Raw genomic sequence first — 13,636 nt, 5'->3', positions numbered from 1 at the left:
AATTATTCTTGCTGATATCAATTTCTCCAAGTGGTCTGACCACGAACACTACTACTATAATAATCGAAGTGTAGGGAAATTGTCCATTATATTTTCACAACTACATTTTCTTCCCCGACAATTTCACGAAGTGCTCCTAAACATTCTTCACTTGGATGAATCGATAAACTCCGAGATAATTGTACCATTTTATGTTCCTTTTCATAATAAATTAGTACTTTCGCAAAACCTGAATAGTCGAACAATATTTTCGTAACCCGATTTAAAAGCTTTTTCTCATACTGAGATGGCAATTTCACGTAAACAGATGCGTCTTTCTTTTCTTCATAAACATCCATTTCCTCTAGCGGATATAGTCCATTTACAATCCATTGCAGCTTATGATTTCTTAGCTCAATCGTACCGTCAACTAAAACAATTGCTCCTTCTTGCAACTTATCCGAGAAATGTATATACATTTCCGGGAAGAGGACCGCTTCCATTTCATCATTTTGATCACAGAATGTAATAAATGCCATCTTTTGAAACTTTTTCGTACGAATCACTCTAACACTTGTTATATACACAATAGCTCTTTGTACTTTTTTCTTGTGTCGCATCGCCTGAGCGAGAGATGGAATTTCTAATTCTTTTGCTAACTTCACATATTGCGCTGTCGGATAACTTGATAAATAAAAGCCAAGTACTTCCTTCTCTTTATTTAGTTGTTCAATAAAAGATAGCTCTTCTCCTTGTACATATTTTGATTTTGGAACAGCATCTCCTAAATCACGTGCGAGATTCGCGTACTCTAACGCCCCTTTAATACTTTTCCATAAATTCGTTCTCGAAACACCAAAATCATCAAAACATCCCGACCAGACGAAAGCTTCTAAATTACGCTCCGTTACGAACTTTGACGGCATACGGAGACAAAATTCAAATAAATCTTCGAACATTTTTTTCTCTCGTTCTTCTAATAATGCCGTCACTGTAGCCATTCCAATATTTCGGATCGAAAGTAAACTGTAACGTATCGCATTCCCTTCTATTTGGAAGTTATAACCACTTCTCTGAAGAGACGGCGGCAAAACGTGAAAACCTTTCCGCTTCGTTTCTCGTATATACTGTACAATCTTATCTTCATTTCCAATTGCACTTGATAATAATGCCGTCATAAATTCCAGCGTATAGTTTGCTTTCAAATAGGCAAGCTGATATCCGATCATACTGTAAGCTACAGCGTGACTTCGGTTAAAACCGTAATTCGCAAATCTTACAATTAAATCATAAATTTTTTCAGCAGACGTCTCATCATAACCATTTTGCAAACATCCTTGGACGAAATGCTTACGTTCCTGATCTAAAATATCACGATTTTTTTTACTCACCGCACGGCGCAGTAAATCTGCTTCTCCAAGCGAAAACCCAGCTAACTTCGATGCAATTTGCATAATTTGTTCTTGGTATACAATGACGCCGTATGTTCTTTCTAAAATTGGCTTTAAATCCGGATGTAAATATTCGATTTTTCTTTTTCCATGTTTCGATTCAATAAAAGTCGGTATCTGTTCCATCGGTCCTGGTCTGTATAACGAGTTAACAGCTACGATATCTTCAAACTCATTCGGTTTTAACCCGCGAAGTACATTTCGCATACCACCTGACTCAAGCTGGAATACACCTGTTGTATCCCCTCTCCCTAATAATTGGAACGTCTTTTCATCTTGAAGAGGTAAGCTTCTTATATCGATTTCTTTCCCTGTTTTGTTCGCGATAAATTTTATAATATTTTCAAGTAACGTTAAATTACGTAATCCTAAAAAGTCCATCTTAAGCAACCCAAGTTCTTCTAGCGCATCGGCTGGATATTGCGTAACATAAACATCGTTATGTCCTTCTTGAATTGCTACACTGCCTGTTAGCGGTTCTTGACTCATAATAACACCAGCCGCATGAATAGACGTATGACGTGGTAAACCTTCTACACGTTTTGCGATTTCAAACACACGCTCATGCAGAAGATTCCCTTGTATAAACTCACGAAGTGATTGTGATTCTTCATATGCATCTTTTAACGTTATACCAAGCTTTGATGGGATAAGTTTTGAAAATATATCAATATCTCGCGGCGGAAGCCCCATTACGCGGGCAATGTCTCTAATTGCCGCTTTTGCTGCAAGCGTACCAAACGTTACAATTTGCGCAACACGGAGCTGACCGTATTTATCTTTCACATAGCGAATCATCTCATCACGTCTTACGTCTGGAAAATCAATATCAATATCGGGAAGCGTCACACGTTCAGGATTTAAAAACCTTTCAAATAATAGATCGTATTCAATTGGATCAATATCTGTAATTTCTAATACGTATGAAACGAGTGAACCAGCTGCCGATCCACGACCTGGTCCTGTTAGAATATGATTTTCATGTGCATACTTCATAAAATCCCATACGATGAGGAAATAATCACTAAATCCCATACGAGAAATAACATTTAATTCATGATTCAAACGCTTTATATGCACTTCTTTCGGTTCACCATATCGTTTCCGCAAACCTTCTTCACAAACACGACGCAAGTATATATCACTCGTTTCATTAGACGGAACAGGAAACTTCGGAAGTTGATTTACATGGAACGGTATTTCTACTTGGCAACGCTCTGCAATTTTTATTGTATTTTGGATTGCTTCCGGCGCATGGGAAAATAGTGCTTCCATTTCATCCGATGACTTTAAATAATACTGATCTGTTTTCAGCCTCGGCCTATCTGGATCAGTCATTTTCGTTCCACTTTCAACAGATAGTAAACATTCGTGAACAAGCGCGTCACTTTGATTGATATAGCGCACATCATTTGTTGCAACGACTGGAATATTAACCCTACTAATAAATTCAGGTAGTTTCTCTTGTAAAAGCAACTCATCTTGAATCGCATGATGCTGCAAACTCATATAAAAATGGCCGAACATATTTTGATACGTGCGAGCTACTTCTTCAGCCTGACTCTCATTGTCTTCTAGTAATAATTGCTCAATTTCGCCATCTTTACCTGGTGAAATAGCAATTAATCCTTTCGCATAATGCGCAAGCCACTTCTTAGGAATACCTTCTTTGGACTTTGTCATAATACTGCTAGAAATCTTTAATAAATTTTGGTAGCCTATTTCATTCTCAGCAAGTAATACAAGCGGATAAGACCTTTCTTCTTCTTCACTAAAAATAGAAGCGGTTAATCCAATAACAGGCTGTATACCATGTTTCTTACATGCTTTATAAAACGGAATAACACCATACATAACATTTTCATCCGTAATAGCCAGCGATGAAAAACCAAGTTCTTTCGCCCTGACTACAAGCTCATCAATTTTACAAGCACTTTTTAATAAACTAAAAACGGTTTGACATTGTAAATGCACAAACTTCACTGTTGTACCCTCTCTTTACCTATTTGACTACTTTTATTATAGGTGATGAGGAAAGCGGAAATCAAAACATACTTCTTATACTTTGTCCATATATATGAAGAAGAAAGGGGAATGACGATGGATGTAAGAGAACATACTTTTTTCTCTCTGCTTATTATTAGTTATTTTATTGCCTTTGGGGTTATACTTGGCGGTTCATTAATTGGTGGATTTGGTGCGTTTCTTATTGGAAAACCAGCTCTAACTTACATTAATCAATTCGCCCAAAATTTAAGAATTTGGGCACTCGTTGCAGCAATCGGCGGAACATTCGATACCTTTTATAGCTTTGAAAGAAGTTTCTTTGGCGGAGATATGAAAGATATCGTAAAACAAATTCTCCTTATTTTTTTCGCAACTGGTGGTATGCAAACAGGTCTCATTATTATTAAATGGCTAACGCAGGAACATGTATGAGAGTACCAAGTGCTAATACAGCAAAAAGATGGTACTTAGTATTAGCTGGGGCTGCTGTTGGAGGCGTGTTGAGCTGGTTTATTTTTTTGTACATATACGGTGTTTTTCAAGAAGAACAAGCTAGTAAAATAGCAGAACAAAGAGAAATTATAGAAAAACAAGAAGCAAAGCTCCACGTCCTTCTCGAAGATCAAGAAAAATTGAACACTGAAAATAAACGGCTCTTAACCATTCAAGAGATTAAAATAAAACTTATCAATCGAGAAAAATACGATTTAGACAATCTCACACTCGAAAATATGACTACATCTATCCATAATGATCTCCAACATCTTTTAACGAAAAACATTCAAAGTATCGCAAAAAATAAAGACCTACTTAAAAAGGTAATCGAAAATAAAACGTACAAACATTACGATCGGCTATACCGTTTTAAAGTCGATACAATATCTTTTGATACAGTGCTTGAAATTAGCATTACTATAGAGAAAGAAAAATAAAGAAGGAGGGCTTTAGCGCCGCTCCTTCTTTTCGTTCTAACATATAGTCTCTTATTTACAAATCTCACGTAAATCAGCAAAAAGACGATCCGCTTCTTCCCAAGAAAATGCCTTCGCACCAGAAGCCATCGGATGCCCCCCGCCGTTATATTGCATTGCTAATTTGTTTATAACTGGTCCTTTTGAACGAAGACGAACACGAATTACGTCGTCTTCCTCTAAAAATAGAACCCACGCCTTTAATCCATCAATATTGCCAAGCGCTCCAACAACACCAGATGCTTCAGAAGGAAGTACATCAAACTCTTCTAATACTTCTTTCGTTAATTTAATGTAAGCTGCTCCTTCTTCTACCATCGTAAAGTTTTGTAAAATATAACCGTTTAAACGAGCAATTTTTTCTTTTGTCTTATACATTTCATTGTATAAATCTGTGAATTTCACACCCATATCAACAAGCTCACTTACGTAACGAAGTGTTTTTGCTGTCGTATTTGGGAATAAGAAACGACCTGTATCTCCAACAATTCCTGCTAAAATAAGGCGAGCTGCTTCTTTTGTTATTTTTAATCCTTTATCTTTTCCATAGTTATAAAACTCATAAATCATTTCACTTGTAGAACTCGCTGTCGTATCTACCCACGTAATATCTCCATATGGATCTTCATTTGGATGATGATCAATTTTAATTAACATCTTCCCTTTTGTATAGCGTTGATCGTCAACACGTTCTTGATTCGCAGTATCACAAACAATAACAAGCGCATTTTCGTATACACTATCTTCAATATCATCCATTACTCGTAAGTATGCTAGTGACGGTTCATTGTACCCAATCGTATAAATATTTTTCTCTGGAAACGATTCTTGTAGAATTGTACCAAGACCACCCTGTGAACCTAACGCATCTGGATCCGGACGCACGTGGCGATGAATAATAATTGTATCAAACTCTTTAATTGCTCCTAAAATTTGCTCATGCATATGTATAATCTCCTTTTTAATCAACTTCTTCACTTTATCCTCCATTATAACGGAAAGTATTTCATACATGCGAACAATTGCTTTATAATAAAAGTTAGAAAGTTTAGATATTTCTTTTTCTTTTCTATTATTTTTCATAAAGCGATAGGAGTGTTCACTATGCCAGTATTAGTCTTCTGTATTATCGTCTCATTTATGTTGTACCTCTTTTACAAAACAAAATACTTTCGTACAAACCGCCCAATGGAGAAAGGTTGGCTCTCAGGAAAATCCGCAATGGCACTCGGTTCATTCGTTTTATTTTTCGGGATAAACCAATTCTTTTTAGAACTTTCAACCGCTCGTATTATCGTTGGTGTTTTATTCGTTCTATTTGGTAGTGCAAGTGTATTTAACGGGTTTCGCCAATACAAACATTTCTTGCCATTAGCAGTTAAAGAAGCCGAAGTCTATGAAGCAACATAAAAAAGCATCAATATTGTGATGCTTTTTTATGTTGCTTAACTTTCAAAATCATATATGCAACAAACGCAGATGGTATATTAAATGGGTTACCTTGTACATGAAAATGTAATTGTTCTTCTTCAAAAGACATTTTTTCATATAGCTCTCGCTGAGATAATCCTGTCTTTTCCTTTTTTTCATGTAAACCTTGTAAATATAAATATTGAATAGGTATCATTACAAGAAAGTAAAATAATGCGATACTAACCAAAAAAAGTACGGCTGACGACATAATGCATACCACCTTTCATAATTCCATTTTCTTACAATATAATCATAACACAATATACAACTGAATTGAATTATTATTCTGTCTTTTCTCACGTCACTTTTCCACTCCATCCCATACATATTTCACTAAAACTCCCATCTAAAATCATGCCTTTCAAATTTAAAACAACAAAAAAGATGGAACAAATCAAAACGATTTGTTCCATCTTTTTATTTATCGATTAACTGAACCATAAGTAATGCTTTTCCAACAACATTACCTTCATGATGCACCTCTACATCGACCTTACCAAATTTACGTCCAATTTCTAATACTTTCGGATGAACAGATACAACATTATCAATTTGAACCGGCTTTACGAAATAAATCGTTAAGTTTTCAACAATTAAATCGCTTTTCTTTTGCGCACGAATGACGCGATTTGTCGCTTCTGTCACAATTGTTGCAAATACACCGTACGATAACGTCCCGATTGAGTTCGTCATTTGCGGCGTCACCGAAAATTGATATAGATGCTCATTCTTCGCTTCTTTTGGTGTCATAAATTGATTCGTTACAATATCATCAATGGTTTCTCCAACTTGTGGCTGACGTTGAATCATTTGCAGTGCCTGAAGTACATCTTGACGGCTAATAATACCTTGCAGTTTGTTTCCTTCCTCAACGACAGGAAGTAATTCAATTCCTTCCCACACCATCATACGTGCCGCAGCTGCGACAGACATTTTACCGTTCACTGTAATTGGGTGCTTTGTCATTACTTTATCAATTGGTGTTTCTTTCGCTACTCCGATCATATCTTTTGAAGTTACGATTCCTAGCACTTTGTTACTTTCATCGACAATTGGATATCTTCCGTGCATCGTCTCTTCGTTATATGCATGCCATTGCTGTACTGTATCACTCGGCTTTAAATATAACGTTTCTTCAATTGGCGTTAAAATATCTTCAACGAGTACAATTTCTTTCTTAATAAGCTGATCGTAAATCGCACGATTAATTAACGTTGCGACCGTAAATGTATCGTAGCTACTTGAAATAATCGGCAGCTTTAATTCGTCTGCTAATTTCTTCACATGATCTTCCGTATCAAATCCGCCCGTAATTAATACAGCGGCTCCAGTTTCTAATGCTAATTGATGTGCATTCGTACGGTTACCAATAATGAGTAAATTTCCAGCTTCTGTATAGCGCATCATCGCTTCTAATTTCATAGCTCCGATTACGAATTTATTTAATGTTTTATGTAGTCCTTCTCTGCCCCCAAGTACTTGACCATCGACAATGTTAACGACTTCTGCATATGTCAGTTTTTCGATATTCTCTTTCTTCTTCTGTTCAATTCGAATTGTTCCGACACGTTCAATTGTACTAACATATCCTTTATTTTCTGCATCTTTAATTGCACGGTAAGCTGTCCCTTCACTTACACTCAAATCTTTCGCGATTTGTCTTACAGAAATTTTATGGCCTACTGGCAGGCTATTAATATGTTCTAAAATTTGGTTATGCTTGGTAGCCAAATGGTTTCACCATACTTTCTTTTCCCTAAATTCTTCATGTGTTGTACTTTTAGTATACTATATTTTCAAAACTGTTACACTCTCTCTTTGCATACCTGTACTATTTTTTTTATAACAAAATGTCTCTTGCATTCCACCATTCATTCTATTACAACAATGTAATGCTATTGTCATCTCATTCGATAGTTCGTACACTTGATTACTTATACAATTAAGACAAGAAATAAAACAAAGGAGCGAACACATGATGAAAAAATTTTTAGAGGTTGTAGGTGCTGTATTTTTAGCTTTCGTAGATGGGAAAAAAGTTGCAATGGAATTGAATGAAACACCTGAACAACCACGTACCAAAAGAAAAGAATCACCAAAACAAATACAAGCATTAAAAGCTGTCCTACACACATAAAAAACCCTTCACTTTTCTTTTTCAAATGAAGGGTTTCTTTTCTATAGTGTAATACTTTCTCCAGCTTCTAATACTTTCCCTGTACAATTTTGTAGCTTTTCTACAAATTGATATGGATCTTGTTCAATAACTGGGAACGTATTGTAATGCATCGGTACAACAGTTTTCGCATTAATCCATTTTGCCGCTAGTACAGCATCTTCTGGTCCCATTGTGAAATTATCACCAATTGGTAAAAATGCTAGATCAACTTTATTTAATTCCCCAATTAACTTCATATCAGAGAATAGTGCAGTATCTCCTGCGTGGTATACAGTTTTCTCTTCTGCTGTAAATAAAATACCTGCTGGCATACCTGTATATGTAATCGTCTTATTTGCTTCATCAATATAACTAGAGCCGTGGAATGCTTGTGTAAACTTCACTTTTCCGAAGTCAAATTCATGTGAACCACCAATATGCATCGGGTGTGTATTTACACCTTGCCAACTTAAAAATGTTGCTAGTTCAAATGGCGCTACAACAACTGCATTATTTTTCTTCGCAAGTTCTACTGTATCTCCAACATGATCACCGTGTCCATGCGATAAAAGGATTGCATCCACTTTTACATCTTCAGCTTTTAAATCTGTTTTCGGATTACCTGTTAAAAACGGGTCAATTAAAATAACTTTTCCATTCGCCTCAATTTTCACAACTGAATGTCCATGATAAGATACTTTCATTATTACATTCCTCCCCTATTCACATTCTCACTTTTTATTCTACATGATTTTTCAATCCCCTGTCTTTTCTAACATCTATTTACTTGTCATAACGCTTTCTTCCGAGTTAAAGTTATATTTGTAATTAAATATCTCGGGGGTGCCAATCGATGAATGCTAGATTAGAAAATTTAATGCAATGGCTAAAAGAAAAAAACGTAGAAGCTGCGTTCTTAACTTCTACACCGAACGTCTTCTACATGACAAACTTCCACTGTGAACCACACGAAAGACTTCTTGGTATGTTTGTATTCCAAGAAAAAGAACCTATTTTAATTTGCCCTAAAATGGAAGAAGGCCAAGCACGTAACGCTGGCTGGGCACATGAAATTATCGGATTTACTGATACTGACAGACCATGGGATATGATTGCAAAAGCAATTAAAGACCGCGGCATCAATGCAAATGCAGTTGCAATTGAAAAAGAACATTTAAACGTAGAGCGCTACGAAGAATTAACGAAATTATTCCCAAATGCAGCTTTCAAATCAGCTGAGGAGAAAGTTCGCGAACTTCGTTTAATTAAAGATGAAAAAGAACTTTCTATTTTACGCGAAGCAGCTAAAATGGCGGACTATGCTGTTGAAGTTGGTGTAAATGCAATTAAAGAAAACCGCAGCGAGCTAGAAGTATTAGCAATTATTGAACACGAATTAAAAACAAAAGGCATACATAAAATGTCATTTGATACGATGGTATTAGCAGGTGCGAACTCTGCTCTTCCACACGGTATTCCTGGCGCAAACAAAATGAAACGCGGCGATTTCGTACTATTTGATTTAGGCGTAATCATTGATGGTTATTGCTCTGATATTACACGTACAGTAGCATTCGGTGAGATTTCTGAAGAGCAAACTCGCATTTACAACACTGTACTTGCTGGACAACTACAAGCAGTTGAAGCATGTAAACCGGGTGTTACACTTGGCGCAATCGACAACGCTGCTCGTTCTGTTATCGCAGATGCAGGTTACGGTGACTTCTTCCCACACCGCCTTGGTCACGGACTTGGAATTAGCGTACACGAATATCCAGATGTAAAAGCTGGCAACGAGTCTCCATTAAAAGAAGGTATGGTCTTCACAATCGAGCCAGGTATTTACGTACCAAACGTAGGTGGCGTTCGTATTGAAGATGATATTTACATCACAAAAGACGGATCAGAAATTTTAACGAAATTCCCGAAAGAATTACAATTTGTAAAATAATAAAAAAAGGCAGCTTGATTGCTGCCTTTTTTATTTCTCTACTATTTCAAATTTCTCTACAATCATTTTTGCTGGATAGCTTTCAAGTGTTTGAGAAGACCATACTTTTATTTTATCCCCTGTTTTTAACTGTTTATATGCGTCTTTGTCCTTAAAGCTCAAGACTATATGTGATGGATGCTCTTTATTCATTTGTTGTTCTATATAATGTTGCAACTCTACTTTTGTTTCAAACGTTTTATCATCGGCAAAAAACACCGTGTCATTTCTTAATATGATATACCCTTCTTTAGGTACTTCTTTTACCGTTACTTGCTCTACTTGTTTTGTATCACACGCTGATAATACGACTAGAAATACACTTAAAAACATAACAATTTTCATATGCCTATTCATTTTTAACTCCTTTCTCTAGGCTATTTCAAATTTAGCACCATCTTCTCCTCATACTTATCATCCCATTTCATCACAATCTCTATTGGTTCATCTTTAGAGATAGGCGCGCAACTTACACAAGAAGACTTCATTTCAACCTTTGCTCCTCTATGAACTTCTGACGTTTGTGTCATTGTACTAAAGGCTCCATTAATAACAATCTCTAAGTTTTTAAATTCTGTCTTTCCATCCCCGCCCTTATATTGAAACGCAAACATTCCATCTTCACTGTCATCCTTAATATGCCCTTTATATTGTCCAGTCCAACTTTTGCTCTCGCTAGAAAAAGTAACATACGAAATGGAACAGCTTCCTAAAAAGAAAATACTAATGAAAAAGAATAATGCTCTCTTCATAATGCCCCCCTCCATTCAAAAGCACTTATTTATTGTCTATTTCTTCCTTTAAATATTATTAAAAAAAGAAGGCCACTCAAAAAGTGCCTTCTTCTATTTCACTAATATTTAATTGAAATTTCACGATCCAAACTGAGAAAAGGTGGACAAGAAGCGCAAACGCCATACATGCTCCGCTTAAAAAAGTTAGTATAGGATGCGAATACACGTGCCCCAATCCATAGGATATCGCCACGAAAAACATTGTTATGTAAATATAAATTGCTCCATGTATTTGCCTCATATAAACCTCCTTTTCCCATATTATAACATAAGTTTTCTGATTATTCACATTAATTACTCGTAATCAATATTTCTCAACTGTTACACCTCTTACAGCAGCCTTAATATACGGTGTTCCTTGTAAACTTTGTAAATCCTCTGTTTTCCTGTTACGACTACACCGTATATTGGTAAGTCTTTTGGTTTGGTGTTTTTTATTTCTTTATCCCGCATTAACAGGCAGTAAGACCCCACATCAAAATTCAGCGGAAGCAAAGAAGTTAGGTGGGGGGCGGACTGCTCGTAAAAGCCCGATTGGTGAGGGCTGATAATCAGTGAGGGATGCCCTCACCACTGATTAAAGTTTCACTTTATAGTTTATCCTAAAATATTCTCGATATCCCTCTTTATTTTCACTTAAAGATATCCAAATACAGCTTTTATAAATTTTTCTATAATAAAAAGCACATTTATTTTGATGTGCTCTTCACATATAATTTAGTAAAATATGAATCATTTTTTGAAACAAAAACTCCCACTCATCTCTCCCCATACTATCGTTATGACTTAGTTGCCATAATAATTGAACGAGGATAAAATCCCAGCTTTTCATAAAATGATACAGCTTCATTTCCATACACTACTGTTAATTCAATTTCATCTATCTTTTTCACTTTAAACCATTCCACTGCACTATTCATTAATTTCAAACCAAATCCGTTTCTTCGGTATTTTTCATCAACAAATAAAACTTCAATCTTTCCGCTTACGCTTTTACTATACGCTATACAAAATCCTAATATATTATCTGTTTCTGACTCAATCAATAATTCAATTCTATATTCTCCATACTTTGAGTTCTTTTTATAATTTTCAATACGTTCCTCAAATGTCATTCTTGGGTAATCGCCAGAAAAATATTTTGATTTATTATTATGATATTCATGCAATTTATTTAAGGATTCTCTTATTATCTCTATTTCATCGAGAGTGATATATTTATTACTAATTCTCATCCTATAGCATCTCCAATAATATATATTTCAGCAAAAAAATAAGACTGTTTTTTGTTCACAAAATATTACTCTATTATTCCATCGCTTCCCTCACAACATCTTGAATCATAACAACTTCCGTTTTCATATCAACAGATGGTGCTTCTTCATCAATACATTCATGCCAAAATTCCAAGTGCTTTTTATCAATTTCATGATGAGAATTTTCGACAAGAGCCCCGCCTTCTCCTTGCGCAGAATACCAATATAAGTATTCTTCTCCATCTCTTATTTCCCGGAAAATTGTCTCAACGTACATCTTTTCGTCGTTTAATGTCAAAAGCACTTCTTTCATATTGTCATTAAGAAGCTGCATCCATTCATCTACACGATGACTTTTACCTTGTTTCACTTTGAATCTCGTTAATTCCACATTCATTTTTATTCCCCCGTTTTCTTACGTACAAACAATCTATATTCTATCGGATTATGAAAACTTAATTTACTAGCTAGTTTTTGCGAAGGAATATTGTCTACATAACAATCCCAGCACGGTGTAATATCATTTTGCATGCAATGCTCAACGAACCGTGTCGCAACAGCTTGAGCTAATCCTTTCCCTTGATATGCTTTATGCGTAGCAATATCGATTTCAGCAAAACTATTCCCTCTAAATATTGAGACGCATTCAGCTATAATCATCCCACCTTGTTCTATACAAAATCCGAAACCACCGTTCAAAAATAGTTCTTTTGATCCCCAATATTCTTTATAATACTTCTCTGTAAATTCACTGCTTCGTTCTATATCACTTTTATCAATACGCTTCACTTCATATGTATTTTTATTTGCATCTTGTGTTCGCTCTTCAAAGATTTCTCTTTGGAATTTCATTCGTGGCATATTCCGAAGTACATTACTAAAACGCCCTTCAATTATCATTTCCCACTCTTCACTTGAAGCGAATAGTGTAAATCTCTTCTCTGTTTTTTCAATAGCCATTTTTAAATACATCAATAAATCTTCATTATAATTTTGATCATCCGTATGACCAAATAAATAATAGATACCGTTAACTGTACGAATTAATCCTGCTGTTAACTTCTCGTTGGCAAAAATCTCACCATCTATCATTTGGTCACATACCGCATAAGCAAATGTCGTCGTTCTTGTATTACTTTCCAAAATCGGAATGATTTTTCTATACTCGGCTACAGATAATTTTTTCATAACTGCTCCACTTTAATCGTATCAGCTTCTATATTTTCGAAACAAAGATTTACTGTTCTCTTTAATGCTCTCGTTCTATGAATCGTACACGCTGGAATTAAAATAGAATCATTCGGCTTTAAAACTGCTGTTTCTCCATCTTCAAAATCGATAAGCAATTCTCCCTCTAGCACAATGAATAATTCATCCGAATTAGAATGATAATGCCAATCATATTCGCCAGTAAATACAGCGATTCGTAAGCAATGACTATTTACATTTGAAACGACGAAGTTTTTATGTTGATCTTGAATGTCCTTTGTTAATTCTATTAAGTTCACAGTCTCCATATTCCGTCTCACCCTTTCATTAGTCGTTCTTCTGAAAAAC

At 35.5% G+C, this 13,636-nt stretch carries 17 protein-coding genes and 1 pseudogene; 5 read left to right on the top strand and 13 right to left on the bottom strand.

All coding sequences use genetic code 11. The features are described from left to right. Window positions 1-86: 86 nt before the first annotated feature. Window positions 87-3,413, bottom strand: a complete 3,327-nt coding sequence (dnaE, locus tag HMPREF1014_RS01435) for a DNA polymerase III subunit alpha (protein ID WP_000673732.1) — start codon at window positions 3,411-3,413, stop codon at window positions 87-89. 42 nt (window positions 3,414-3,455) lie between these two features. Between dnaE and HMPREF1014_RS01430 the strand changes: the two genes are divergently transcribed. Beyond that, window positions 3,456-3,869: a YtrH family sporulation protein gene (locus HMPREF1014_RS01430; protein WP_002005839.1), complete on the top strand. Its 414-nt coding sequence runs from the start codon at window positions 3,456-3,458 to the stop codon at window positions 3,867-3,869. After that, window positions 3,866-4,369 (top strand): sporulation membrane protein YtrI, encoded by a 504-nt coding sequence (gene ytrI, locus HMPREF1014_RS01425; RefSeq protein ID WP_001265736.1) that lies wholly within the window; start codon window positions 3,866-3,868, stop codon window positions 4,367-4,369. Before HMPREF1014_RS01430 ends, ytrI begins: the two co-directional genes overlap by 4 nt. A gap of 51 nt (window positions 4,370-4,420) precedes the next feature. Here ytrI and HMPREF1014_RS01420 read toward each other — a convergent pair whose 3' ends face one another. Then, window positions 4,421-5,353 (bottom strand): DHH family phosphoesterase, encoded by a 933-nt coding sequence (locus HMPREF1014_RS01420; RefSeq protein WP_009326382.1) that lies wholly within the window; start codon window positions 5,351-5,353, stop codon window positions 4,421-4,423. Window positions 5,354-5,512: 159 nt separating this feature from the next. Here HMPREF1014_RS01420 and HMPREF1014_RS01415 point away from each other — a divergent pair, with 159 nt between their 5' ends. Then, a complete protein-coding gene (locus HMPREF1014_RS01415) occupies window positions 5,513-5,818 on the top strand; it encodes a YtpI family protein (RefSeq protein WP_001144776.1) in 306 nt (101 codons plus the stop codon). Window positions 5,819-5,825: 7 nt separating this feature from the next. Here the strand turns inward: HMPREF1014_RS01415 and HMPREF1014_RS01410 are convergent, their stop codons facing one another. Beyond that, entirely contained in the window at window positions 5,826-6,089 is a 264-nt protein-coding gene (locus tag HMPREF1014_RS01410) for a DUF3949 domain-containing protein (protein ID WP_000093050.1), read from the bottom strand. A gap of 209 nt (window positions 6,090-6,298) precedes the next feature. After that, window positions 6,299-7,612, bottom strand: coding sequence for a CBS domain-containing protein (locus tag HMPREF1014_RS01405; protein WP_000201580.1), 1,314 nt, complete (start codon window positions 7,610-7,612; stop codon window positions 6,299-6,301). A gap of 247 nt (window positions 7,613-7,859) precedes the next feature. On the opposite strand from HMPREF1014_RS01405, the gene HMPREF1014_RS31455 reads away from it, so the two are divergent. Further along, entirely contained in the window at window positions 7,860-8,018 is a 159-nt protein-coding gene (locus tag HMPREF1014_RS31455) for a hypothetical protein (RefSeq protein WP_170925758.1), read from the top strand. Between the two features lie 41 nt (window positions 8,019-8,059). Here the strand turns inward: HMPREF1014_RS31455 and HMPREF1014_RS01395 are convergent, their stop codons facing one another. Next, window positions 8,060-8,743 (bottom strand): metal-dependent hydrolase, encoded by a 684-nt coding sequence (locus tag HMPREF1014_RS01395; protein WP_000868922.1) that lies wholly within the window; start codon window positions 8,741-8,743, stop codon window positions 8,060-8,062. A gap of 149 nt (window positions 8,744-8,892) precedes the next feature. Between HMPREF1014_RS01395 and pepQ the strand changes: the two genes are divergently transcribed. Continuing rightward, entirely contained in the window at window positions 8,893-9,990 is a 1,098-nt protein-coding gene (gene pepQ, locus HMPREF1014_RS01390) for a Xaa-Pro dipeptidase (protein ID WP_000994032.1), read from the top strand. A 30-nt stretch (window positions 9,991-10,020) separates the two neighbouring features. On the opposite strand, the gene HMPREF1014_RS01385 is transcribed toward pepQ, so the two are convergent. From HMPREF1014_RS01385 to HMPREF1014_RS01355, 8 genes and pseudogenes are all read right to left on the bottom strand, one after another. Beyond that, the gene (locus HMPREF1014_RS01385; protein WP_001079379.1) at window positions 10,021-10,386 is read right to left on the bottom strand and encodes a DUF3221 domain-containing protein; all 366 of its coding nucleotides are present in this window, start codon (window positions 10,384-10,386) and stop codon (window positions 10,021-10,023) included. 20 nt (window positions 10,387-10,406) lie between these two features. Continuing rightward, complete coding sequence (locus HMPREF1014_RS01380; protein ID WP_000816707.1) at window positions 10,407-10,781, bottom strand: hypothetical protein; 375 nt, start codon at window positions 10,779-10,781, stop codon at window positions 10,407-10,409. Window positions 10,782-10,857: 76 nt separating this feature from the next. Next, complete coding sequence (locus tag HMPREF1014_RS01375; protein ID WP_001248905.1) at window positions 10,858-11,064, bottom strand: hypothetical protein; 207 nt, start codon at window positions 11,062-11,064, stop codon at window positions 10,858-10,860. 63 nt (window positions 11,065-11,127) lie between these two features. Beyond that, window positions 11,128-11,267: pseudogene (locus tag HMPREF1014_RS31450) on the bottom strand (anti sigma factor C-terminal domain-containing protein); the annotation flags it as partial. A 335-nt stretch (window positions 11,268-11,602) separates the two neighbouring features. Further along, entirely contained in the window at window positions 11,603-12,058 is a 456-nt protein-coding gene (locus tag HMPREF1014_RS01370; RefSeq protein ID WP_001222923.1) for a GNAT family N-acetyltransferase, read from the bottom strand. A 73-nt stretch (window positions 12,059-12,131) separates the two neighbouring features. Continuing rightward, window positions 12,132-12,476 carry a DUF6176 family protein gene (locus HMPREF1014_RS01365; protein ID WP_001100227.1) on the bottom strand — a complete coding sequence of 115 codons (345 nt, stop codon included), beginning with the start codon at window positions 12,474-12,476 and terminating at the stop codon, window positions 12,132-12,134. Window positions 12,477-12,478: 2 nt separating this feature from the next. Continuing rightward, complete coding sequence (locus tag HMPREF1014_RS01360) at window positions 12,479-13,267, bottom strand: GNAT family N-acetyltransferase (RefSeq protein ID WP_000736724.1); 789 nt, start codon at window positions 13,265-13,267, stop codon at window positions 12,479-12,481. Then, window positions 13,264-13,596, bottom strand: a complete 333-nt coding sequence (locus HMPREF1014_RS01355; RefSeq protein WP_000450941.1) for a cupin domain-containing protein — start codon at window positions 13,594-13,596, stop codon at window positions 13,264-13,266. The genes HMPREF1014_RS01360 and HMPREF1014_RS01355 overlap by 4 nt, the downstream gene beginning before the upstream one ends. Between the last annotated feature and the right edge of the window lie 40 nt (window positions 13,597-13,636).

It is taken from the genome of Bacillus sp. 7_6_55CFAA_CT2 (genome assembly GCF_000238655.1).
GTDB classification, from domain to species: domain Bacteria; phylum Bacillota; class Bacilli; order Bacillales; family Bacillaceae_G; genus Bacillus_A; species Bacillus_A cereus.
This window is presented reverse-complemented; position numbering and strand designations above follow the sequence as displayed.